The 23789-nt window shown below is 73.4% G+C and carries 19 protein-coding genes; 11 read left to right on the forward strand and 8 right to left on the reverse strand.

The window, feature by feature from the left end; translation table 11 throughout:
- Positions 1-2: 2 nt before the first annotated feature.
- Entirely contained in the window at positions 3-806 is an 804-nt protein-coding gene (locus O7542_RS04740; RefSeq protein ID WP_064445284.1) for a methyltransferase domain-containing protein, read from the reverse strand.
- 312 nt (positions 807-1118) lie between these two features.
- Here O7542_RS04740 and rpsA point away from each other — a divergent pair, with 312 nt between their 5' ends.
- Positions 1119-2648, forward strand: a complete 1530-nt coding sequence (rpsA, locus tag O7542_RS04745) for a 30S ribosomal protein S1 (RefSeq protein WP_051611429.1) — start codon at positions 1119-1121, stop codon at positions 2646-2648.
- Between the two features lie 161 nt (positions 2649-2809).
- The gene (gene coaE / locus O7542_RS04750; protein ID WP_069089072.1) at positions 2810-3988 is read left to right on the forward strand and encodes a dephospho-CoA kinase; all 1179 of its coding nucleotides are present in this window, start codon (positions 2810-2812) and stop codon (positions 3986-3988) included.
- A gap of 36 nt (positions 3989-4024) precedes the next feature.
- Here the strand turns inward: coaE and O7542_RS04755 are convergent, their stop codons facing one another.
- Positions 4025-5644: a hypothetical protein gene (locus tag O7542_RS04755; RefSeq protein WP_281605754.1), complete on the reverse strand. Its 1620-nt coding sequence runs from the start codon at positions 5642-5644 to the stop codon at positions 4025-4027.
- Between the two features lie 300 nt (positions 5645-5944).
- Between O7542_RS04755 and uvrB the strand changes: the two genes are divergently transcribed.
- The 4 genes from uvrB (at position 5945) to O7542_RS04775 (ending at position 10297) form a co-directional block, all read left to right on the forward strand.
- Positions 5945-8050, forward strand: a complete 2106-nt coding sequence (uvrB, locus tag O7542_RS04760; RefSeq protein WP_281605755.1) for an excinuclease ABC subunit UvrB — start codon at positions 5945-5947, stop codon at positions 8048-8050.
- 25 nt (positions 8051-8075) lie between these two features.
- Positions 8076-8912 carry a helix-turn-helix transcriptional regulator gene (locus tag O7542_RS04765; protein ID WP_069089073.1) on the forward strand — a complete coding sequence of 279 codons (837 nt, stop codon included), beginning with the start codon at positions 8076-8078 and terminating at the stop codon, positions 8910-8912.
- Positions 8913-8936: 24 nt separating this feature from the next.
- On the forward strand, positions 8937-9305 hold the full coding sequence (locus O7542_RS04770) for a VOC family protein (RefSeq protein ID WP_043329588.1): 369 nt from the start codon (positions 8937-8939) through the stop codon (positions 9303-9305).
- 95 nt (positions 9306-9400) lie between these two features.
- Entirely contained in the window at positions 9401-10297 is an 897-nt protein-coding gene (locus tag O7542_RS04775) for a DUF5753 domain-containing protein (protein WP_030503826.1), read from the forward strand.
- 116 nt (positions 10298-10413) lie between these two features.
- On the opposite strand, the gene O7542_RS04780 is transcribed toward O7542_RS04775, so the two are convergent.
- Positions 10414-10707 carry an antibiotic biosynthesis monooxygenase gene (locus tag O7542_RS04780; RefSeq protein ID WP_030503827.1) on the reverse strand — a complete coding sequence of 98 codons (294 nt, stop codon included), beginning with the start codon at positions 10705-10707 and terminating at the stop codon, positions 10414-10416.
- Positions 10708-11092: 385 nt separating this feature from the next.
- Between O7542_RS04780 and O7542_RS04785 the strand changes: the two genes are divergently transcribed.
- On the forward strand, positions 11093-12091 hold the full coding sequence (locus O7542_RS04785) for a TerC family protein (RefSeq protein ID WP_043329590.1): 999 nt from the start codon (positions 11093-11095) through the stop codon (positions 12089-12091).
- An 8-nt stretch (positions 12092-12099) separates the two neighbouring features.
- Here O7542_RS04785 and O7542_RS04790 read toward each other — a convergent pair whose 3' ends face one another.
- Together O7542_RS04790 and O7542_RS04795 are read right to left on the reverse strand one after the other, a co-directional pair.
- The gene (locus O7542_RS04790; protein ID WP_223201373.1) at positions 12100-12936 is read right to left on the reverse strand and encodes an NlpC/P60 family protein; all 837 of its coding nucleotides are present in this window, start codon (positions 12934-12936) and stop codon (positions 12100-12102) included.
- Between the two features lie 129 nt (positions 12937-13065).
- On the reverse strand, positions 13066-14163 hold the full coding sequence (locus O7542_RS04795) for a dipeptide epimerase (protein ID WP_043329594.1): 1098 nt from the start codon (positions 14161-14163) through the stop codon (positions 13066-13068).
- A 44-nt stretch (positions 14164-14207) separates the two neighbouring features.
- On the opposite strand from O7542_RS04795, the gene O7542_RS04800 reads away from it, so the two are divergent.
- Positions 14208-15005 carry a tyrosine-protein phosphatase gene (locus tag O7542_RS04800; protein ID WP_043329595.1) on the forward strand — a complete coding sequence of 266 codons (798 nt, stop codon included), beginning with the start codon at positions 14208-14210 and terminating at the stop codon, positions 15003-15005.
- A gap of 5 nt (positions 15006-15010) precedes the next feature.
- On the opposite strand, the gene O7542_RS04805 is transcribed toward O7542_RS04800, so the two are convergent.
- The gene (locus tag O7542_RS04805) at positions 15011-15877 is read right to left on the reverse strand and encodes a serine hydrolase (protein WP_281605756.1); all 867 of its coding nucleotides are present in this window, start codon (positions 15875-15877) and stop codon (positions 15011-15013) included.
- Between the two features lie 61 nt (positions 15878-15938).
- On the opposite strand from O7542_RS04805, the gene O7542_RS04810 reads away from it, so the two are divergent.
- Positions 15939-16928: a methyltransferase domain-containing protein gene (locus O7542_RS04810; RefSeq protein WP_281605757.1), complete on the forward strand. Its 990-nt coding sequence runs from the start codon at positions 15939-15941 to the stop codon at positions 16926-16928.
- A 203-nt stretch (positions 16929-17131) separates the two neighbouring features.
- Here the strand turns inward: O7542_RS04810 and typA are convergent, their stop codons facing one another.
- Positions 17132-19000, reverse strand: a complete 1869-nt coding sequence (typA, locus tag O7542_RS04815; RefSeq protein WP_210869602.1) for a translational GTPase TypA — start codon at positions 18998-19000, stop codon at positions 17132-17134.
- 131 nt (positions 19001-19131) lie between these two features.
- Here typA and O7542_RS04820 point away from each other — a divergent pair, with 131 nt between their 5' ends.
- Both O7542_RS04820 and O7542_RS04825 read left to right on the forward strand, forming a co-directional pair.
- Positions 19132-20589: a DedA family protein gene (locus tag O7542_RS04820; protein ID WP_043329599.1), complete on the forward strand. Its 1458-nt coding sequence runs from the start codon at positions 19132-19134 to the stop codon at positions 20587-20589.
- Between the two features lie 32 nt (positions 20590-20621).
- Positions 20622-21485 (forward strand): transglycosylase SLT domain-containing protein, encoded by an 864-nt coding sequence (locus O7542_RS04825; protein WP_274479071.1) that lies wholly within the window; start codon positions 20622-20624, stop codon positions 21483-21485.
- A gap of 70 nt (positions 21486-21555) precedes the next feature.
- Here the strand turns inward: O7542_RS04825 and O7542_RS04830 are convergent, their stop codons facing one another.
- Positions 21556-23691, reverse strand: a complete 2136-nt coding sequence (locus tag O7542_RS04830; protein ID WP_281605758.1) for an efflux RND transporter permease subunit — start codon at positions 23689-23691, stop codon at positions 21556-21558.
- Between the last annotated feature and the right edge of the window lie 98 nt (positions 23692-23789).

A 23789-nucleotide genomic window follows, 5' to 3' on the forward strand; every position in this document is an offset into this window, starting at 1 on the left:
CGTCAGCGGGCCGGCTTCTCGGCGACGAAGATCGCGGTGCCGGGGAACAGCCGGCCGCGCAACGGGCTCCACTGCCCCCAGATGCCCTCGTGCCCGGCCGGCCACTCCGGCTCCACCAGGTCCAGCAGCCGGAACCCGGCGCCGACCAGCTCCCGGATCCGGTCGCCCAGGGTGCGGTGCTGCTCGACGTACGTGGCCACGCCGTGCTCGTCCTGCTCGACGTAGGGGGAGCGGTCGAAGTACGAGTGCACGGCGGTCAGCCCGCCCTCGCCCGGGTCGTCCAGGAAGATCCAGCGCATCGGGTGGGTGACCGAGAAGACCCACCGGCCGCCGGGGCGCAGCACCCGGGCCACCTCGCGCATCGCCGCCGCCGAGTCGTCCACGAACGGGATCGCGCCGAACGCGGTGCAGACCGTGTCGAACGCGGCGTCGGCGAACGGCAGGGCGAGCGCGTCGGCCTGCACCAGCGGCACGCGTACCCCGGTGCGTTCGGCGGCCTCGGCGGCGTGCCGCAACATGCCGGCGGACAGGTCCAGCGCGACCGGCCGGGCGCCCTGGGCGGCGAGCCAGCGGGCGGCGGCGGCCGCCCCGGCGCCGAGTTCGAGGATCCGCCGGCCGGCCACGTCGCCGAGCAGCCGCGCGTCGGCCTCGCGCAGGCCCTCCGGGCACCAGACGAAGTCGGCGTCACCGAGGAACGCGCCGTGCTCGGCCTGGTACGCGTCGGCGTCGGTGTCCCACCAGCCGCGGTTGGCCCGGCGGATCTCACCGGCGTCGACCCGTCGGCGGGTCACCCTGTCGTCGTCCACCCGTCCACGCTAGGTCCGGCGGCGTCCGGCCGGTCGGGTGGGGTGGCGGTTGGGACGGGTGTGACGGACGAGACAGCTGTGGCCCCTTACCGCGCAAAATCTCCGCTTTCGCAGCGGATGAGTTCGCGCGGACCCGGGAGGGCTTGCACGCTGTGGTAATGCAGCGGGTAGGCTAGACGATGCGCTCGCGGATCGTGTGCCTCGGCAGGGAGCAGGTGCGCGGTCACCGGAGCCACTAATGATCTTCTCGCGTCGATCGTTCGGTGTGCCCGGCGACGGATCCGTTGGCGCGGCAGAGTCACCGCGACACCCATGCCCGCTGTGACAACCCATCCGACCGGAGCAACCGCCCACATGACGAGCAGCATCGAGGCCACCTCGAGCGCCAACAAGGTCACCCACGACGACCTCGGCTCTGAGGAAGCTTTCCTCGCCGCGATCGACGAGACCATCAAGTACTTCAACGACGGCGACATTGTCGAAGGCACCGTCGTCAAGGTCGATCGGGACGAGGTCCTGCTCGACATCGGCTACAAGACCGAGGGTGTCATCCCCTCTCGGGAGTTGTCGATCAAGCACGACGTGGACCCGGCCGAGGTCGTTTCGGTGGGCGACCACATCGAGGCCCTCGTCCTCCAGAAGGAGGACAAGGAGGGTCGGCTGATCCTCTCCAAGAAGCGGGCGCAGTACGAGCGGGCCTGGGGCACGATCGAGAAGATCAAGGACGAGGACGGCGTCGTCCGCGGCTCGGTCATCGAGGTCGTCAAGGGTGGTCTCATCCTCGACATCGGCCTGCGTGGCTTCCTGCCCGCGTCGCTCGTCGAGATGCGGCGTGTGCGTGACCTGCAGCCGTACGTCGGCCGCGAGCTCGAAGCCAAGATCATCGAGCTGGACAAGAACCGCAACAACGTGGTCCTGTCCCGCCGTGCCTGGCTGGAGCAGACGCAGTCCGAGGTGCGCACCGAGTTCCTCAACAAGCTGCAGAAGGGGCAGGTCCGCAAGGGCGTCGTCTCCTCGATCGTCAACTTCGGCGCGTTCGTCGACCTGGGCGGCGTGGACGGCCTCGTGCACGTCTCCGAGCTGTCCTGGAAGCACATCGACCACCCGTCCGAGGTCGTCGAGGTGGGCCAGGAGGTCGAGGTCGAGGTCCTGGACGTCGACCTGGACCGCGAGCGGGTCTCGCTGTCGCTGAAGGCGACGCAGGAGGACCCGTGGCGTCAGTTCGCCCGCACCCACGCGATCCAGCAGATCGTGCCGGGTAAGGTCACCAAGCTGGTGCCGTTCGGCGCGTTCGTCCGGGTGGACGACGGCATCGAGGGCCTGGTCCACATCTCCGAGCTGGCCGAGCGCCACGTGGAGATCCCGGAGCAGGTCGTGCAGGTCGGCTCCGAGGTCATGGTCAAGGTCATCGACATCGACCTGGAGCGCCGCCGGATCTCGCTGTCGCTCAAGCAGGCCAACGAGGGCTTCGTCGAGGGCGAGGAGCACTTCGACCCGACCCTCTACGGCATGGCCGCGACCTACGACGAGCAGGGCAACTACATCTACCCGGAGGGCTTCGACCCGGAGACGGGCGAGTGGCTCGAGGGCTACGACAAGCAGCGCGAGACCTGGGAGCAGCAGTACGCCGAGGCACGTCAGCGCTGGGAGGCCCACACCAAGCAGGTGCAGACCTCCCGCGCCGCCGACGCCGAGGCCGCTGCCAACCCGGCTCCGCCCGCCACCAGCGGCACCACCACCTCGACCTCGGCCCCGAGCCGTCAGGCCGAGGAGCCGGCCGGCACGCTCGCGACCGACGAGGCGCTCGCCGCGCTGCGGGAGAAGCTCGCCGGCGGCAAGTGACCGGACGCTGACGCCGGCTCGTCCCACCGGACGAGCCGGCGACCGCCTCTGACGACGGGCCCCGTCCCCGCGTTCCGCACCAGCGGAGCGCCGGGGGCGGGGCCCGCGTCGTGTGCCGGGACGGTTTGGCATGTGGACGAGCGATCCGGTTGACTGTCCGGGTGCTGAAGGTGGGGCTGACCGGCGGAATCGGATCGGGCAAGAGCGCGGTGGCGAGCCGCCTCGCCGCGCTGGGCGCGGTGATCGTCGACTCGGACCGCATCGCCCGCGAGATCGTCGCGCCCGGCACCGACGGGCTGGCCGAGGTGGTCGCCGCCTTCTCCGACAGGGTCCTCGACGCCGACGGGGCGCTGGACCGGGCCGCCCTCGGCGCGCTGGTCTTCGGCGACGAGGCCGCCCGCCGCACGCTCGAAGGGATCACCCACCCCCGGGTACGCGCACGCAGCGCCGAACTGGTCGCCGCCGCCCCCGCCGACGCGATAGTCGTCAACGACGTCCCGCTGCTGGTCGAGGTGGGGCTCGCGCCCACGTACCACCTGGTGGTCGTGGTGCAGACGGCCGTGCCGACCCGGATGGCCCGGCTGACCCGCGACCGGGGCATGGCCGCGGCGGAGGCGCAGCGGCGCATCGCCGCGCAGGCCGACGACGCCACCCGGCGCGCGGTCGCCGACGTGCTGCTGGCCAACGACGGCACGCTCACCGAGCTGCACGCCGCCGTGGACGCCCTCTGGCGGGACCGCCTGGTGCCCTACGAGCGCAACGTCCGCGAGCGCCGCGCCGTGCCGGCCGACCCGGCGGCGCTCGCCGGGCCGGACCCGACCTGGCCCGAGCAGTACGCCCGGCTGGCCGCCCGGATCCGCCACGCGGCGGGCGGTGACGTCCGGGTCGACCACGTCGGCTCCACCGCCGTGCCGGGGCTGGCCGCGCCGGACGTGATCGACATCCAGGTGACTGTCTCCTCGCTGGACGAGGCGGACGGGCCGATCGCGCAGCGGCTGGCCGAGGCGGGCTTCCCGCGCCTGCCGGGTGACTGGTGGGACGTCCCCCGGCAGCCGGAGCCGGTGCGCTGGCCCAAGCGGCTGCACGGCGGCGCGGACCCGGGGCGTCCGGTGCGGCTGCACCTGCGCGAGGCCGGCTCGCCCGGCTGGCGGTACGCGCTGCTGATGCGCGACCACCTGCGCGCCGACCCGGCGCGGCGGGCCGACTACCTGCAGGTGAAGCGGGAGCTGGCGGCCACCGCGCCGGAGCACGCGGCGTGGGGCACTGTCAACGACCCGTGGTTCGACGAGGAGCACCTGCGCGCCGAGGAGTGGGCCGCGCAGACCGGCTGGCGTCCCTGACGCTCACCCCCGGCGTCGCGCGCGGCGGCGGGCGGGTCAGCGCGACGCCGGGCCCGGTGGACCGGCGGACACACGGCCCGGCGTGAGGTCGAGCCGGACCCAGACACCGGACCCGGTGCGCAGTTCCAGCCGGCGTGGCAGCCCACCGCGGTCGAGCCACCAGCGCCTGCCGCCCGGCACCTCGACCACGTCGACGGTCCGGTCGGCGACCCGGTCCTCCCGTACCCGGACGGCGTCTCCGTCCGGCGCGTGCGTCCCGGCGCGCAGCGCCGCGTCGATCAGCCGGTCCAGGTCGTCGCCGGGCGGGCGCGCGGGCGCCGCGAGCAACCCGGGCGGCATCGGCGTCGGCGGCGTGGCCGGCCCGTCGGGGGACCGGTGCGCCTCGGCCACCCGGCCCGGCCGGACCCAGCGCAGGGTACGCCGGCCGCTGCCGTCCTCGATCACCACCAGGTACGCCGACGAGGTAGCCCAGCTCAGCGTGCCCGTGCCGCGCAGGGTGGCGGACGGGCCGAGCGGGGCGGTCACGGTCACCGCCGCGCCGCCGACGGCGCGCAGGCGGGCGGGCAGCGCGGCCAGCCGCTCGGCCTCGTCGTCGGTGAGGTCACGGGGTTGCCCGGGCCGGCCGCCGAGGGCGTCCACCGGGTGCAGCGTGGGCCGGTCCGCGCGGCTCAGCTCGACGGTGACCGGGGTGCCGTCGGCCAGCCGTCCGGCGAGCCGGTGCAGGCGGGCGTCGGCGTCCAGCCAGAGCGTGGGCCGCGGGTCGCCCGGCACGGCGAGCGGGGCCTGGAGCACGTCCACCGGGATCCCGCCGACGCTGTCGTGGCGCAGCCACCGGCCGTCGGCGCCGGGCGGGTCGACCCGCCCGGCGCCGAGCCCGATCAGCAGGTCGCGTACCGCGCCCAGGCCGTGCCCGCCGCCCGGGGCCCGCATCCGCCAGCCGTCAGTGGGCGGCACCAGCGGGGGCCGGGCCGGCGTGGGGAGCGCGCCGGGGTCGGGGCGCACGAGCAACGCGGAGCCGGTGGCCTGGGCCAGGCCCCGGTCGGCGTCCGCGCCGGGGCCGCCGACGTCCAGGTAGACCAGGGGGCGGGCCCAGTCGACCCAGCCGACCAGTTCGGTACGGGCGCCGCCGGCGCCCACAGTGACCCGGACGCCGGCGCGTACGTCGCGCAGGTTGGTGACCCGCAGCGCGGCCACCCGGTCGGCCTCGGCGGAGGTGAGCGGGCGAGTCGTCCCGGCCGGTGCGTCGCGCCCGGGCGTCCCGGTCAGCAGCGCGGCGACCAGCGCCGTCGCGGAGATCACGGCGGCGCCGGCGAGCGCGGCGAGCATGATCCGGCGGCGGCCCGGCCCGTCCGGTGGGTCGTCGGCGCCGTCCAGTTCCGGGCCGCCTCCGGGCCGGGCCGGGTGAGCGGGGGAGCGGCCGGTGACGAGCTCGCGGCGGCGCCGGCCGGCCACGGTGGCGGGCCGGGCCGGCGTGCTGGTGCGGGCGCGGCGGTGCCGGCGGCCGGGCTCACGGGGCACGGACTGGTCGCCGCCGCCCCGGGCGGTGAGGCGGCGGGGGCGACCCGCGCCGCGCGGGCGGCCGGCGTCGTCGGCGGACGGGGGCGCGCCGGTGTCGGGCGGCTCGCGTCGCGGCCGGCGGTCGGGAGAGGTCCCCACGAGTGGAAAACGCGAGAGCGGGGTTTCGGTGACGAGCAGGGGCGCTCGCGGCGGCCGGTCAGCGCCTGCGCGCGACCACCGTCGGCGCGCACGCCGGTCGACCCGGGTGCTGCGGCCCTGGCGCCGGGGGCAACCGGCCCTCGGAAGGGGGCGGTCGCCGGCCCGGTCGGCCGCCGCGAGCGGCCTACGGTACGAGGGTAAACCCGTGAGATGAGCCACACAATGGGAATATCGAAGCTGATCAGGGACGGTCCGTGGTCGTGGCCGGAAGTGTCGGACCGCGGGCGTACGGTTGGTGTCATGGCGCTCGACATTCCCCGGCTCGACGGCCGCTTCCAGGTCGTCAGTGAGTTCCAGCCGGCCGGTGACCAGCCGGCTGCCATCGACGAGCTTGAGCGTCGCGTGCGGCGCGGCGACCGCAACACGGTGCTGCTCGGCGCGACCGGCACCGGCAAGAGCGCCACCACGGCGTGGCTGGTCGAGCGGCTGCAGCGGCCGACCCTGGTGCTCGCCCCCAACAAGACCCTCGCGGCCCAGCTGGCGAAGGAGTTCGGCGAGCTGCTGCCGCGCAACGCCGTCGAATACTTCGTCTCCTACTACGACTACTACCAGCCCGAGGCGTACATCCCGCAGACCGACACCTACATCGAGAAGGACTCCTCGATCAACGAGGAGGTCGAGCGGCTGCGGCACTCGGCCACCATGTCGCTGCTCACCCGGCGCGACGTCATCGTGGTCGCCACCGTCTCGGCGATCTACGGGCTGGGCACGCCGGAGGAATACCTCGACCGGGCCGTGCGGGTGAAGGTGGGGCAGGAGCTGGACCGTGACCAGTTGCTGCGGCGGCTGGTCGACATCCACTACACGCGCAACGACATGGCCTTCCAGCGCGGCACCTTCCGGGTCCGCGGCGACACGCTGGAGATCATCCCGGCGTACGAGGAGCTGGCGGTCCGCATCGAGCTGTTCGGTGACGAGATCGAGAAGCTCTACTACCTGAACCCGCTGACCGGTGACGTGGTCCGCGAGGTCGACAGCTTGATGATCTTCCCGGCCACGCACTACGCCGCCGGCCCGGAGCGGATGGAACGGGCGATCCGCGACATCGAGGCCGAGCTGGGCGAGCGGCTGGCCGAGCTGGAGCGGCAGGGCAAGCTGCTGGAGGCCCAGCGGCTGCGCATGCGCACCACCTACGACATCGAGATGATGCGGCAGGTGGGCTTCTGCTCCGGCATCGAGAACTACTCCATGCACATCGACGGCCGGCTGCCCGGCAGCCCGCCGCACTGCCTGCTCGACTACTTCCCCGACGACTTCCTCACCGTGGTCGACGAGTCGCACGTGACGATCCCGCAGATCGGCGGCATGTACGAGGGCGACGCCTCCCGCAAGCGGATGCTCATCGACCACGGCTTCCGGCTGCCCAGCGCGGCGGACAACCGCCCGCTGCGCTTCGACGAGTTCCTGGAGCGGGTGGGCCAGATGGTCTACCTGTCCGCCACCCCCGGCCCGTGGGAGCTGGAGCAGGCGCAGGGCGAGTTCGTCGAGCAGGTGATCCGCCCCACCGGCCTGATCGACCCGGAGGTCGTGGTCAAGCCGACAAAGGGCCAGATCGACGACCTCATGCACGAGATCAAGCTGCGCACCGAGCGGGACGAGCGCGTCCTGGTCACCACGCTCACCAAGAAGATGGCCGAGGACCTCTCCGACTACCTGCTGGAGAACGGCATCCGGGTGCGCTACCTGCACTCCGAGGTCGACACGCTGCGCCGGGTCGAGCTGCTGCGCGAGCTGCGCAAGGGCGACTACGACGTGCTCGTCGGCATCAACCTGCTCCGGGAGGGTCTCGACCTGCCCGAGGTCTCCCTGGTGGCGATCCTCGACGCCGACAAGGAGGGGTTCCTGCGCAGCGGCCGGTCGCTGATCCAGACCATCGGCCGGGCGGCCCGTAACGTCTCCGGCCAGGTCCACATGTACGCCGACAAGATCACGCCGTCGATGGCGGACGCGATCGACGAGACCAACCGGCGCCGGGCCAAGCAGATCGCGCACAACGAGGCGAACGGCATCAAGCCGGAGCCGTTGCGCAAGAAGATCCACGACATCCTCGACGACATCTACCGCGAGGCGGAGGACACCGAGAACAGCAACGTCGGCGGTGCCGTGCGGCAGCTCTCCCGGGGCAAGGCGCCGGTGAAGGAGACCCGCAGCCGCCGGGGCGCCGCGACCACCCCGTCCCGCGAGGGCATGGCCCGGGCCGACCTGGCCAACCTCATCCAGGAGCTCAACGACCAGATGCTCGCCGCCGCGCGGGAGCTGCAGTTCGAGCTGGCCGCACGCATCCGGGACGAGGTCGCCGACCTCAAGAAGGAGCTGCGCGGGATGGACGCCGCAGGAGTCCGGTGACCGGCGTGACGGCCGGGGTGGCGCGATGCTGACCGAGGCCGTCGTCGCGCGCCCCGATCCGCGACTGCGCCAGTGGGTGGACAGCTACCTCGGCTACCGCGAGGACGTGTCCGTCCCGCTGGCGCGCCGGGAGGTGGCGGGCGCGTTCGTGGTGCTGATCCTGGGCTGGGGCGCCCCGATGGACGTCGCCGACCCGCGTGACCGGGCCCGGGGCGCGTACGGCACGAACGCCTTCCTGGCCGGCCCGTTCGACAGCTGGTGCGCCACCCGCACCGTGGGGACGGGCACCGGGGTCCAGGTGATGCTGACCGCCCCGGCGGCCCGCCGCCTGCTCGGGCTGCCGCTGGCCGAGCTGGCCAACCGGGCGGCGCCGGTCGACGCGGTGGCGGGCTGGCTGGCCCGGCTGCGCGACGAGCTGGCCGCAGCACCGGGCTGGCCGGAGCGCTTCGCCCGGCTCGACGCCGCGCTGTCCGCGCGGCTGGCGGCGACCACGCCGGTGGACCCGCACCTGCTGGCCGCCTGGCGGCGGCTGGACGGCGGCGGGGAAGCGGTCGGCGTGGCCACCCTGGCCGAGGAGCTGGGCTGGTCGCGTCGCCACCTGTCGGTCCGGTTCCGACGGGAGTTCGGCCTGCCGCCGAGGACCGTCGCCCGTCTGCTGCGTTTCGACCGGGCGTACGCGAGCCTGGGCCGTACCGTGCTCACCGCGCCCTCCGCCGTGCCCGACGACACCGGATGGGCGGAGCGGGCGGCCCGGTGGGGCTACTACGACCAGTCGCATCTGATCCGGGAGTTCCGCGAGTTCGCCGGCGTCACCCCGGCCGCGCTGGCCGGGCCGGGATCTCATTCGTCCAATCCGGCCTGACCGAGGCGGCGGCAGACTGGCGGCATGCAGAGCGTTTATCCCGTCTTGCGCTATCCCGACGTGCGAGCCGCCGTCGACTTCCTCTGTTCCGCGTTCGGCCTCACCGTGCGCGAGCTGCACGAGCTGCCCGACGGCACCCTGGTCCACGTCGAGCTGGAGTACGCCGGCGATCTGGTGATGCTCGGCCCGGGGCCGGCGCCGCAGCCCCGCCCGGCCGACGACGACTACCGCGTCTACCTGGCGATCGAGGACGTCGACGCGCATCACGAGCGGGCCGGGGCGGCCGGCGCGGAGATCATCAGGGCGCCGTTCGACACCGACTACGGCTCCCGTGACTACATCGCCCGCGACCTGTCCGGGCACGTCTGGTCGTTCGGCACCTACCGCCCCTGAACGACTGGCGCCTACTCCGGGCGTGGTAGCGCTGTGTGGGCGAGGTATTGCCGAGCGTGATGGTCATGCGTACTCTCCTCCCCTGGGAGGCGTGCATGCCGTTGTCAGCAAGTCCCGTGGTCCGGAGGGCGCGGCTCGGTGTGGAGCTGCGCCGGCTGCGCCGTCGCGAGTCGCTCACGTTGGAGCAGGTCTGCGTCCGGCTGGGTTGGGCGTCCACCTCGAAGCTGTCCCGCATCGAGCTGGGGCAGAGTCGGCCCGACCTGGCCGACGTGCTCGACCTGCTCGACGTCTATCAGGTGCCGTCACCGCAGCGGGACGAGCTGATAGTCATCGCCCGGGACGCCGCCACCGGACGCGGCTGGTCCCGGGCGCTCGGCGAGATGGGCGAACGGCAGCGGGCGTACGTCGAGCTGGAGGCGGGCGCCGAGCGCATCGTCGAGTATCAGTGCGCGCTCGTGCCCGGCCTGCTCCAGACCCCGGCGTACGCCCGGTTGCGTGTATCGGCGGGCGCGGCGCTGACCGGGGACGTGGACGTGGAGGCCGAGGTCCGCGCCCGCGCGGCGCGTCAGGAGCTGCTGATCCGGCCGGATCCGCCGCACTACACGGCGCTGATCGACGAGCGGGTCTGCGACCCGGACGGCCTGCCCGGTGACGTGTGGCGTGACCAGATGCGGCATCTGCTCGCGCTCGCCGAGCGGCCTCGCGTCAGCGTCCGGCTGCTGCCCGGCGCGTCCTGCGGCGACGGCCCGCACCCGCTCGCGCCGTTCTCCTACTACGCCTACCCCGATCCGGCGGACCCGCGCACCGTGCTGGTGGAGACGCTGACCACCGACGTGCGCCTGGTGTCCGAGACGGACGTGAGCCACTACGAACGGGTCATCGAGCGGCTGCTCGCGGTCGCGCTGCCACCCGATGCCACGGCCGAGCTGGTGGCCCGGCGGCTGGGCGCCGCGCCGGTGCCCCGTCAGCGCGATCCGCACGACCTGGGCTGACCGGCGCGAGCTGGATCGACCGGCACGAGCTGGCGCGACCACCGGGCCCGGCGCCCCCGATGACCGTCGGGGCCGGTGGCCGCGCAGCGCGCAGGCTACGGCACGGGTACGACAGTTCAGGCCGGGACGTCGGTGAAGTGCTCGACCAGCGGCGGCCCCGCGAAGTACGGGCCGATCAGCCCGCGCCACTGCGCGAACCGGTCGGTCTGGCGGAAGTTCACGTCGTGCGCCTCGACCGAGTCCCACTCGACCAGCAGGACGAACCGGGTGGGCGACTCCACGCCCCGGGTCATCCGCACGGAACGGCAGCCCTCGGCGCCGGCGAGGATCGGCCGTGCCTGCGCGTAGGCGGCGGCGAAGTCGTCCTCGTTTCCGGGCGTCACATCGATCAGCGCGACCTCAAGAACCATGTCCGCAGCCTGCCATGCCACCCCGCCGGGTGTACGCACCGGGGGAGACGCCCGGGCGAGAGTTGCTGGGCTAGCCTCCTAGGATGCGCTACGCGGGGTGAGGCGGCGCACGTCACCCAGCCGTACGACGGCCCGGAGATGCGGCACCTGGGTGTGATGGTGAACAATGGCGCCCGAGGAGGGGAGTATTCCCTCGCGGTGGAGTCGTCAGCACGGAAGAGCGCCGGTACCTTACGGTGGCCCGACCCGGCTCCGTCGGTCGGAACCTGCTGTCAGGCTCCGGCGGAAGAGACCTCCGACAGTCACCCCTGTCGGCGTCGACGCACCCCTGCAGCCCACCCGGCGTACGGTGTGCCCGAGGCCGCGTGTCTGCCGGAGGATGGATTTGAACGTGTCCGCATTGGTGTGGGCGGTAACGCTGATCGCGATGATCGCGGTCCTGCTCGCCGACCTGTTCATCATCGGCCGGCGACCGCACGAGCCCAGCGTCCGCGAGTCCAGCCTCTGGGTGGGCTTCTACGTCGGCCTGGCGCTGATCTTCGGCGGGGTGCTCTGGCTGACCGCCGGTGGCCGCGTGGCGGGGGAGTTCTACACCGGCTGGCTCACCGAGTACAGCCTCTCGGTGGACAACCTCTTCGTCTTCGTCATCATCATGGCCCGCTTCGGGGTGCCCCGGCAGTACCAGCAGAAGGTGCTGCTCGTCGGCATCATCCTGGCGCTGGTCATGCGCGGCGGCTTCATCGCGGCCGGCGCGGCGCTGATCTCCCAGTTCTCCTGGGTGTTCTACATCTTCGGCGCGTTCCTCATCTACACCGCGGTGAACCTGGCCCGGCAGGGCGAGCCGGACGAGGACGAGTTCAGCGAGAACGTGCTGATCCGGTGGAGCCGGCGGGCGCTGCCGCTGTCCCGGGACTACGACGGGGCGAAGATCACCACCCGGGAGAACGGTCGGCGGCTGTTCACCCCGATGCTGATCGTGATGATCGCGATCGGCACCACCGACCTGATCTTCGCGCTCGACTCGATCCCGGCGATCTTCGGCATCACCCAGGAGCCGTACCTGGTCTTCACCGCCAACGTCTTCGCCCTGATGGGGCTGCGGCAGCTCTACTTCCTGCTCGGCGGCCTGCTGGACCGGCTCATCTACCTCAGCTACGGCCTCGCCGTGGTGCTCGGCTTCATCGGCGTGAAGCTGATGCTGGAGGCGCTCGCCGACAACCACCTGCCGTTCATCAACGGCGGCGAGCCCGTGGGGTGGGCCCCACACATCCCGATCTGGCTGTCGCTCACCGTCATCCTCGGCACCCTGGCCGTGGCCACTGCGGCAAGCCTGGCGAAGTCGTCGCGGGACCGGCGACGGGAGCTGGTCAAGACCCGCCCCTGACCGCAGGGTCAGACGCGGTGCGCGCCGACGAGCGTGGCGGCCCGGTCGGCGGGCAGCTCCTCCTCGACCACCCGGCGGGTCAGGTAGCAGGCGTGCAGCATCCGGCGCCGGCCGCCGTGCGGCTCGGCCGAGACGATCCCGACGTGGTGGACGCGCCGGCCGGGCCGCGCGAAGAAGTAGAGGTCGCCGGGACGTTCGTCGCCGAGCGCCACCGGCGTCGTCGCGTCCGCCTGGTCGTCGGCGTCGCGGGGGAGCGTGATCCCGTGCCGCCGCCAGGCCAGGTGGACCAGCCCGGAGCAGTCGATGCCGTCGGTGGACAGGCCGCCCCAGACGTAGAGCAGGTCACGCAGCCGCTCGGCGACCGCGAGCACCTCCTTGGCCTCGGGGCGTTCGGCCGGCAGCGGCACCAGGTCGCCCTCCGGGGCCCACAGCGGGTCGGCCCGACCCGGTACGCGGACCGGTCGCCCGCCGTCCACCGGCCGCCCGGCCGACTCCAGGCGGGTGCCGAGCACCAGGCCGCGAAGCGCCGGTGCTCCACCCGGCGAGGCGTGCAGCGTGGTGTGGGCGACGTCGACGGTCAGCGCGGCGCCGGCCGGCTCGGCGGTGGTCAGGTGGGCGGTCCGCACCCAGCCCGGATAGCCGTCGGCGCCGTGTTTCGCGGCGGGCTGGCCGAGCGCGACGACGCGGGCCCAGCCGTCCGGCCGCGTCTCGGTGATCCGTACCGGCTCGCCGAGCAGCAACTGGGTCAGGACGCAGTCACCGACCCGCTGGTCGCGGTCCATCCCGGCGATCCAGCCGGCGACGTCGGGGCAGTCGGCGAGAGCGGGCCGGTCGATCGGGCGCACCGCATCGGGTGCTGTCCACAGGGTCGCCACCGGCACCCGTACGACGGCCTGTCGGCACGGTTGAGGCGCCACGCGTACCCCTCTCTGGAATGCTTCTCCGGGCGACCATATGAAAAATTCTGCCGCTACTCAACCATGTGACTGAATTTTAGCTTCACGGAGGCCGGTGACGCCGAGACCCGGCGCGTCCGGCAGCAGCACGCTCGCGCCCTCGTACCGGATGCCGCCGGTCACCGGCGACCAGGCCAGCCACCAGGCGGCGTCGAGGTCCGACACGGCGGTGGTGCCGTAGGCGGCGACCAGGCTAGCGGCGGCGCCCACGCCGACCGGGCCCTCCATCATCGAGCCGACGATGGTGCCCATGCCGTGCGCGGCGGCCAGGTCCAGCAGCGTGCGGGCCGGTTGCAGCCCACCGCACTTGGCCAGCTTCACGTTGACCATGTCGGCGGCCCGCCGCCGGATCACCTCGACCATGTCCCGCACGTCGAAGACGGACTCGTCGGCCAGGATCGGCAGCCCGACCCGGTCGCTGACCCAGGCCAGCCCGTCCAGGTCACGGCGGTGCACCGGCTGCTCGACCAGCTCGACGTCGAGCCCCGCGTCCTCGATCGCGCGGATCACCCGCACCGCCTCCCGGGGCGTCCAGCCCTGGTTGGCGTCCAGCCGGATCCGCACGTCCGGCCCGACCGCGGCCCGCACCGCGCGCACCCGGTCCAGGTCGCCGCGGGCGTCGGTGCCGACCTTGAGCTTGAGCACCCCGAACCCCTCGGCGCCGCGCCGCGCCGCCGTCGCGGCCAGGTCGACCGCGTCGCCGGCGGCCAGCGTGACGTCCGTCGGCACCCGCAGCGCCGTGCCGCCGAGCAGACGCACCAGGGGTACGCCGAGCCGCCGCGCGGCCAGGTCGTGCAGCGCCACGTCGACCGCCGCCTTCGCCGACTCGTTGCCCACCACGGCGCGACGCACCAGGGCGCAGCCCGCCTGGAGGTCGTCGGCGTCCCGGCCGATCAGCAGCGGCGCGAGCAGTTCGCGTACGCACGCCTCGGCGCCGGCCACCGACGCGCCGGTCACCTGCCAGACCTGCGGCGCCTCACCGAAACCCGAGCGGCCGTCGCCGTCGATCACCTCCACGACCAGCGTGTCCACTGTGGTGGTGCGGCGCAGCGCGGTGACGAACGGGGTGTGTAAGGGGGCCGACAGACGGTGGGTGCGTACCGCGGCGATGGTCATGTGGGGCACCCTATAGCCAACTGGCGGCGAGCAGGGGAGGGCCGATGACCGGGCGGGAATGGGAGCTGGTGGGCGCGCCGAACGCGCGTGACCTGGGCGGACTGCCGACGACAGACGGGCGGCGGGTACGCGCCGGGCGGCTCATCCGCACGCCCGCGCTGGGCCGGCTCACCGACGAGGACCTGCCGGTGCTGGGCAAGCTCGGCCCGGCCTGCGTGGTGGACCTGCGTGACGTCCACGAGCAGGCGGTGGCCCCGCCGGACCGGCTGGCCGGTGCGCCCCGCGTGGTGCACCTGCCCGTCTACGACGCGGCGCATCCCGTCTTCACGTACGTCTCGGCGGTGCTGCAGGGCCACGACCTGAACGCCTACGCGGCGCTGGCCCGGGAGGGCATGCCGGGGGCGATGACGGCGATCTACCGCTGGTTCGTCACCGGCGAGTCGGCGCGGGCCGGTTTCAGCGCGGCGGTGCGGCTGGCCGTCGAGGACGCGAACCTGCCGCTGCTGTTCCACTGCTCGGCCGGCAAGGACCGCACCGGCTGGCTGTCGGTGGTGCTGCTGACCGCGCTGGGCGTCCAGGAGGAGGCGATCCGCGCCGACTACCTGGTGCACAACGAGCTGACCGAGAGCCTGCGCGAGGTGCTGCTGTCCGCGATGATCCAGCGTCGGCCGGACCTGGATCCGGCGGTGGCGCGGCCGCTGCTGGAGGTGCGCCCGGAATACCTGGACGCCGCCTACGACGAGGTGCGCCGGACACACGGCTCGTTCGAGGCGTACCTGCGCGACGGTCTGGGGGTGACCGACGCGGACCGCGCGGCGCTGCGCGAGCGGCTGCTGGAGTAGCCGGGTCAGGCGGCCAGGTCGTGCCGCGCCGCCCAGACCCGCGCGGAGACGTGCGCGATCAGCCGGCAGGCGTCGTCCTCCACCTCGTCGCCGTCCGCGCCGCCGTCGGCCAGGTCGGTGGTGGTGCAGACGACGATCGTGTACGGCGGCGCGTCGTCCGGGAAGACCACGCCCGCGCCGTGGCGCACGCCGCGCACCCAGCCGTTCTTGTGCGCGATGCGGGTGCCGTCGGGCAGCCCGGCGGCCAGGTCCTCGCGGTGCTCCTGGGCGGCGAGCACGTCGAGCATGGCCGCGCAGGCAGACGGCGAGGCGAGCGGGCCGGGCCGGGTCGCGCCGAGCGCCAGCTCGCCGAGCAGGGCGGCCAGGTCGGCGGCGGTGACCAGGTTGTCGATGCCGGAGTCGCGGGCGGCGAAGTCCTCGATGCCGCGGCCGGTGACGCTGTGCCGCGCCCCGGCGAGCGCCCACGCCCGCGCCACGGCGGGCAGCCCCACCTGGCCGATGCAGATGTTCGTGGCCAGGTTGCTGGACCGGACGATCATCCGTTCGGCGAGCCAACGCAGCGGCGCGTCCCCGCCGACGCGGTCCCAGACCGCCTCGTCGTTGTCGTAGTTCCGGGCGTTGGCGAACCGGGGCGCGCCGGGCAGCGCGGAGTCGAACGAGTTGCGCACCGGCACCGGCGCGTCCAGGTCGAGCCGGCCGGCCTCGGCGGCGCGGAACAGCGCCACCAGCACGGCGAGCTTCATCGTGCTCGCCGCGTAGTGGGTGGCGTCGGCGCGCCGCGTCCACGCCGGCCGCGCGCCGGGCCGGCCCACGTACGCGGAGACGGTGCCGGGCACCTTGTCCAGGTGCGCGTCGAGCTCCTCCCAGGTCATGGGGGCACCGTAGCCGATCTGCGGGGCAGCGGCGGGCCCGGTGCGGGGCTAGCGTGCGGAGATGACGACCCCGTTGTACGACGACATCGCCGACTGGTACGAGGAGTACGCCAGCGAGACCTCGTCGATCTACATGGACCGGATCCGGTCGGTGCTGGCCGGCCTGCTGGGCGAGGGCCCGGGCCGCTGCCTGGACCTGTGCTGCGGCACCGGCGCGCACGCGGCCGAGCTGCGCCGTCTCGGATGGACGCCGGTGGGTGTGGACCTGTCCGGCGGGCAACTGCGCCACGCCCGGTCGCGGCTGCCGGTGGCCCGGGCTGACGCGACAGCGCTGCCGCTGGCCGCCGGCGCGGTGCCGGCCGCGGTGTGCGTGCTCGCGCACACCGACATGCCCGACTATCCGGCCGCGCTCGCGGAGGCGGCGCGGGTGCTGGCGCCCGGTGGCCGGCTGGTGCACGTCGGGGTGCACCCGTGTTACGTGGGCGCGTTCGCCGACCGGTCCGAGCCGGAGCGGATCGTGATCGACGGCGGGTACGCCTCACGGGAGCACACGCTGCGGTCGTGGAACGCCGTGGGGGTGCGGGCGCGTGTCGGCGCCTGGCACCTGCCCCTGGCCGACCTGCTCAACGCCGTCACCGCGGCCGGTCTGGTGGTGACCCGGGTGGTCGAGTCCGGCTCCGGGCCTGTCCCCGGCCCTGGCGATCGCCGCCACCAAGCCCCGCTGACGCCTCGTCCCCACGATCGTCCTGTTACGGGCGTTCGTCCGGGGCAGTGCCGCCACCGCTGTCGCCCGACCTCCACCGTGGTCGGCCACTCGTCCGCCCGCTTCCGGGATCCGCCCGCCCGCTCCTGCCCCCGTCCGCCGGCTTCCGCCTGCGTCGGCCCGCTCGCTTCTCCTCCGCCCACCGGTTCCGGCCTGCGCCGGGCCGTCCACTGCTGGCTCAGTCCGCCAGTTCCACGTCATCCGACGGCCGCTCCCATGCCGTCCGCGGAGACCGCCCAATCTCCCACTATCCGGGATCTGGAAGGTCATATCCCGAGATCCGTGTAGATCTTGGTAGGAATCGGCCCCTGGAGGGGCCATTTCGTACCAAGATCTCGCGCTTTGGCGGTCGATCATGAGGTTAGCGGCGGTTATGGAGATCGAAAACGCCGCCAACCTCATGATCAACCGGGCAGGGCAGGGCAGAGAGGGAGAGACGGGGGAGCCCGGTCCGCCTGGGGCGGGCCGGGCTCCGGGTGGGGCGGGGTGGGTCAGCCTGCGTGCTTGCGGCGGGCCGCCATCCGGCCGCGCTGGGTCTGGTCCAGCACCACCTTGCGGATGCGCACCGCGGCCGGGGTGACTTCGACGCACTCGTCCTCGCGGCAGAACTCCAGCGCCTGCTCCAGGGACAGCTTGCGCGGCGGGATCAGCTTCTCGGTCTCGTCGGCGGTCGACGAGCGCATGTTGGTGAGCTTCTTCTCCTTGGTGATGTTGACGTCCATGTCGTCGGAGCGGGAGTTCTCACCGACGATCATGCCCTCGTACACCTCGGTGCCCGGCTCGACGAAGAGCTGGCCGCGCTCCTGGAGGTTGGTCATCGCGAACGCGGTGACCGCGCCGGCCCGGTCGGCGACCAGCGACCCGTTGTTGCGGGTGCGCAGCTCGCCGAACCACGGCTCGTACGACTCGAAGACGTGGTGCAGGATGCCGGTGCCGCGGGTCTCGGTGAGGAACTCGGTGCGGAAGCCGATCAGGCCGCGCGCCGGGACCAGCCACTCCATCCGGATCCAGCCGGTGCCGTGGTTGACCAGCTGCTCCATCCGGCCCTTGCGGGTGGCCAGGAGCTGGGTGATCGCGCCGAGGTACTCCTCCGGGGCGTCGATGGTCAGCCGCTCGACCGGCTCGCAGGTCTTCCCGTCGATCTCCCGGGTGACGACCTGCGGCTTGCCGACGGTGAGCTCGAAGGACTCGCGGCGCATCTGCTCGACCAGGATCGCCAGGGCCAGCTCACCACGGCCCTGCACCTCCCAGGCGTCCGGCCGCTCGGTGGGCAGCACCCGCAGCGACACGTTGCCGATCAGCTCCTTGTCGAGCCGGTCCTTGACCATCCGGGCGGTGACCTTGGCGCCCTTGACTCGGCCGACCAGCGGCGAGGTGTTGGTGCCGATGGTCATCGAGATGGCCGGCTCGTCCACGGTGATCAGCGGCAGCGGCACCGGGTTCTCGGCGTCGGCGAGTGTCTCACCGATCATGATCTCCGGGATGCCGGCCACGGCGATGATGTCGCCCGGCCCGGCGGACTCGGCCGGCTTGCGCTCCAGGCCCTCGGTCATCAGCAGCTCGGAGATGCGTACCCGCTGGGTGCTGCCGTCGGTGCGGCACCAGGCCACGGTCTGGCCCTTGCTGATCGTGCCCTGGCGGACCCGGCACAGCGCGAGCCGGCCCAGGAACGGCGAGGCGTCGAGGTTGGTGACGTGCGCCTGCAGCGGCGCGCCCTCGTCGTACGCGGGGGCCGGGATGGTGTCCAGCAGGGTGCGGAACAGCGGCTCCAGGTTGTGGCTGTCATCCGGGACCGCGCCGTCGGCGGGCTGGGTCAGCGAGGCGATGCCGTCGCGGGCGCAGGCGTAGACGATCGGGAAGTCGATCTGCTCCTCGTCGGCGTCCAGGTCGAGGAACAGCTCGTAGGTGTCGTCGACGACCTCCTTGATCCGGGCGTCCGGACGGTCCACCTTGTTGATCACCAGGATGATCGGCAGCCGCGCGCGCAGCGCCTTGCGGAGCACGAACCGGGTCTGCGGCAGGGGGCCCTCGCTGGCGTCGACCAGCAGCACCACACCGTCGACCATGGTCAGGCCGCGCTCGACCTCGCCGCCGAAGTCGGCGTGACCGGGGGTGTCGATGATGTTGATGGTGACCGGTTCCGAGCCGTCCGCCGGCAGATACCGCACGCCGGTGTTCTTGGCGAGGATGGTGATGCCCTTCTCGCGCTCGAGGTCCATCGAGTCCATGACCCGCTCGGTGTTCTCACCGCGGGCGCCGTAGGCGCCGGCCTGCCGCAACATGGCGTCGACCAGGGTCGTCTTGCCGTGGTCGACGTGGGCGATGATGGCGACGTTGCGGAGGTCGGTGCGTAGCTGCATACCCTCCATACTCCTGTCTGCGGTAGCCCGGGCACGCCTCGGGGTCACCCCGAGATCGCCCGGATCTGCGTCGAAAGTGCTGTGCCGACCGTTCCAGCGACTGGCATGCTGACACCCGTGCGGGGTGTCCGATGCCTGACCTGCTGAGCTGGCTGCAGGAGCTGCCGCCCCTGCTGATCTACCTGGCCGCCGCGGCGATCGTCGCGGCGGAGACCGCGGTGATCGTCGGGCTGCTGATGCCCGGCGAGGCGACCCTGCTTCTGGTCGGCTTCCTAGCGTACGCGGGGACGCTGCGCCTCGCGCCCGTGCTGGTGGCCATGACCGCCGCCGCCGTGATCGGAGACACACTCGCGTGGCGGGCCGGGCGGCGGTACGGCCCACGGCTGCGCGCCTCGGGGGTGGGTGCCCGGATCGGGGCGCACCGGTGGCGGCGGGCCGATTCGCTGCTGGACCGGCTGGGCGGTCGCGGCGTGCTGGCCGCCCGCTGGATCGCGTTCGCCCGTACGCTGGCGCCCCGGCTGGCCGGGTCGGCCGGAATGCCGTACCGGCGGTTCGCGCCGTGGAACCTCGCCGGGGTGGCGAGCTGGGTCGGCGCCTCGGTGCTGGCCGGTTACCTGGCCGGGGAGTCGTACGAGCGGGTGTCGAAGCTGCTCGGCCAGGCCACCGGGGCGGTGCTGGCCCTGCTGCTGTGCCTGCTCGGCGTGGTGCTGGCGGGCCGCTGGCTGGGGCGCAACCCGGACCCGGTGCGCGCGCTGGCCGCCCGGGCCGCCGCGCTGCCGCCGCTGCGCTGGCTGCGGTCCCGGTACGGCGTGCTGTTCTTCCTGGTCGCGATGCGGGTCGGCCCGGCCTGGAGCCTGCTGGTCAACCTGGTGCTGGGGCTGGCGCTGCTGTTCGTCGCCGGGCTGGCCGTGGCGCTGCTGCTGGAGGCGGTGGTCCGGCACAGCGGGCTGGGTGTCCTCGACGGGCTGGTCTCCGACTGGTTCGCCGCCCGGCGTACCCCCGGGGTGGTCGACGCGGCGCAGGCCGCGGTGTCGGGGCTGCGCGGCTGGCTGCTCATCGCCGCGGTCGCCGTGGTGGCGGCCGTGGTGACGGGGCGGGGCCGGCCGTGGCGGGCCGACCCGCTCGGGGTGCTGGGCACCGTCGGCGCGGCGGTGCCGCTGGTGTTGCTCGTCGTTGTCGCGGAGCTGACCGATCCGGGTGGCCCGGACCGGGCCGGTGACCTGTTCCCGACCCAGAACGCGGTGGTGACGGCGAGCTTCGGCACGCTGGCCTGGCTGCTGTCCCGCGGCGCGCGCTGGCCGGTCGGCGTGGCCGTGTGGACGGCCGCGTCGGCAGGCGTGGTCATGGTCACCGGCGCGCGGCTCTACCTGGGACTCAGCACCGCGAGCGGCACCGTCACGGCGGTGCTGCTGGGCATCGCCTGGACCACCGTGTTCGTGGTGGCGTGGGCGACCCGGGACCGGCTGGCGGACGGCGCCGAGCGGCCGGACCCGGCGGATGGCGGCCCGGCCCCACGGGACGCGCCGCCCCGGCCCCGGCGGCGCCGGTCGGCGTCTCGGGTACCCCGCGGACCTGCCGATCCTTGTTAGGGTGCGCCGACGGCAACGACGGGGGAGGTCGGATGCGGCGAGGATTCGGCAGGTGGGCCGCGGTGGCGGTGGCGGCGCTGCTCGCGACGGGCACGCTGACGGCGTGCGGCGAACAGGAACGGCCGGTCCGCGAGGTCGCCGCGGACCTGCCCACGGCGGCGCCGGCGGACGAACCGCAGGAGGCGCCCGCCGACGCGCCCAGCGAGGAGCCACCGGCGGTCGCGGCGATGGGTGGGCGGCCCAGCCCGAGCGCGTCGGCCAGCCCGCGGGCCAAGCCGTCCCGCACGTCCACCGGGCCGCTCGCCAAGCCGGATCCGCCGACCGAGACCAAGGTTCCGCCGCCCCCGCGCAAGCCGGTGGCCGGCTGCAAGCCGAGCTACCGGGGCACCGCGGCGAGCCGGAGCCAGGTGAAAGCGGCGCTCGCCGATGCCGCGGCGCGCACCTACTGGCCCACCTCGGCGCCGGACATCCGCATCCCGTCGGCCCTGATGAAGGCCACCGCCTGGCAGGAGAGCGGGTGGCAGTCCAACATCATCGCCTGCGACACCGGGATCGGTCTGATGCAGGTCATGCCGGATACGGCGGAGTGGATGAACCAGCGGTTCGGCCAGTCGTACGACGTCGAGGACTACCAGGACAACGCCTACCTGGGCGGCAGCTACCTGGCTTGGCTGACCAAGTACATCGGCGACATGTACTTCAAGGCCGACTACCGCCTCGACGCCTCGCTGTGCACCGCGGAGCTGGACTCATGTCTGCTCAACGCCGTGATCTCGGCGTACAACTTCGGTCACGGCGCGGTGGCGCAGAAGGACAAGCCGCTGGACATCCCCAACCCGCAGTACGTGCGCAACGTGCGGGCGCTGATGACCGAGTGCGAGTGCCTGAGCTTCTGAGCGAACGAGCGAACGGAACAAACGAACGGGCGGGGCCGGCGAACGTGCCGGCCCCACCCGTCTGTCCAGGTCAGTCCCGCGCGGGCACCGGCTCGGCCGGCGCGTCGACGGCGTCGCCGGGCGCGTCGGCGTCCCGGGTGATCCGGCCGGGCCACCAGAACCGGTCGCCGAGCAGGAACGCCAGCGACGGCACCAGCACGGTACGGACCAGCAGCGTGTCCAGCAGCACACCGATGCAGACGATGATGCCGATCTGGGTGAGCGTGATCAGCGGCAGCACGCCGAGCACCGCGAAGACCGCGGCGAGCAGCACGCCCGCGCTGGTGATGACGCCGCCGGTGACCCGCAGCGCCGACAGCATGCCGTCGCGGGTGCCGGTGCGCCGGGCGTCCTCCCGGGCCCGGGTGACCAGGAAGATGTTGTAGTCGACGCCGAGCGCCACCAGGAAGACGAACGCGAGCAGCAGCACCCCGCTGTCCAGCGCCGGGAAGTCCAGCACGTGGTCGAAGAGCAGCCAGGCCGCGCCGAGGCTGGCGAAGAACGACGCGATCACGGTCACCACCAGCAGCAGCGGCGCCAGGATTCCGCGCAGCAGCAGCACCAGCACTGCGCCGACCAGCAGCAGGATGAGCGGCAGGATCAGCTTGAGGTCCTTGGTGTTCGCCTCGTTCGAGTCGTAGGTCGCGGCGACCGAACCACCGACCAGGGCGCCGTCGGGGGCGTCCGCGCCGTCCACGGCGGGCGGCGCGGAATCCGGTACGGCGGCCACGGCGTCGCGCAGCGCCACCACGGCCCGGTCGGAGGCGGCGCTGCCGGGCTCGGCGGTGAGCACCACGTCGATCTGGGCGACCCGGTCTCCGGCGGCGCCCGGCCGGGCCGAGGCGACCCCGTCGACGTCGGAGGCGGCGGCGAGCACCGCCGGGGCGGCCTGCGGGTTGGTGAGCACCGCAACCGGCTGGGTGCTGCCGGCCGGGAACGCCCGGGCGAGCGTCTCCGCCCCGGCGACCGCCTCCGGCTTCTCGCTGAACTGCTCGGTCTCGGACAGGCCGGTGCGGATGCCGAGGCCGCCGAGGGCCAGGCCGGCGAGCAGCAGGACGGCGAGCGCGGCGACCGGCAGCGGCCGGCGGATGACCATCTCGCCGAGGCGGCCCCAGATCCGGCCCTCGCGGGCGGCGCTGCCGACGCGGGGGATGAACGGCCAGAACAGGCCCCGGCCGAACAGCAGCAGGGCCGCGGGGAGCACGAACAGGGCGGAGAGCATGGCGAGGATCACACCGGTGGCGCAGGCGATGGCGAGCGCCCGGTTGGTCTCCTGCTCGGACAGCAGCAGCGTGAGCACGCCGAGGACGACGGTGCTGCCGCTGGCCAGGATCGGTTCGGCGGTGCGGCGCAGCGCCGAGCGCATGGCGGCGAACCGGTCCTCCTCCCGGCGCAGCTCCTCCCGGTAGCGGGCGATGAGCAGCAGGGCGTAGTTGGTCGCGGCGCCGAACACCAGCACGCTGGCGATGCCGGTGACCTGGCCGCTGGGCAGGTAGATGCCGAACGCGGGCACGAGGGACTCCACCACGCGCAGCGTGATCTGCTCGGTCGCGCCCACCACGAGCAGCGGTACGAGCCACAGGAACGGGCTGCGGTAGGTGACCAGCAGCAGCACCGCCACCACGGCGGCGGTGACCAGCAGCAGCGTGGTGTCCGCGCCCTGGAACACCTTGCCCAGGTCGGCGGTGAACGCGGGCCCGCCGGTGACCTCGACGGTCAGCTCGCCGGGCAGGTCACCGACCGCCTCACGGAGCTTCTCCACCTCGTCGACCACCGCCGACGGGCCGCCCTCGGTGGACAGCGGCACCGCGACCAGCGCCACGGTTCCGTCCGGGGAGACCTGGGCGGGGGAGACCCGGCCGCCGGCGGCGAGTGAGCTCAGCTGGCCGGCGAGGCCGTCGAGCTGGCCCCGGTCGGCGCCGCTCAGCGGGGCCTGGTCGGCGCGGCTGACCACGACCAGGGCGGTCTGGGCGTCCTTGGAGGGCAACTGATCCTGCAGCCGTTCGACCTGCGTCGACTGCCATTCCACGGACAGGCCGGTGCCGGAGACCGGGTCGGGATTGTCCGGCTTCGGCAGCCCGAAGGCGACTACGCCGACGACGAGCGCGACGGCCAGGGTGAGCCAGGCGGCGAGCCGGCCCCGGACGACGCGGGAGAACAGTGACATCGGATGCCCTCACTATTGGTCGCGGAGGATTCTCTCTGAACGAGTATCTTGATAGGCGAGATTATCCGGGGTGGTTCTATGCTGCAACCGGATCAGTT

The organism is Micromonospora sp. WMMC264 (genome assembly GCF_027497275.1).
GTDB lineage: Bacteria > Actinomycetota > Actinomycetes > Mycobacteriales > Micromonosporaceae > Micromonospora > Micromonospora chalcea.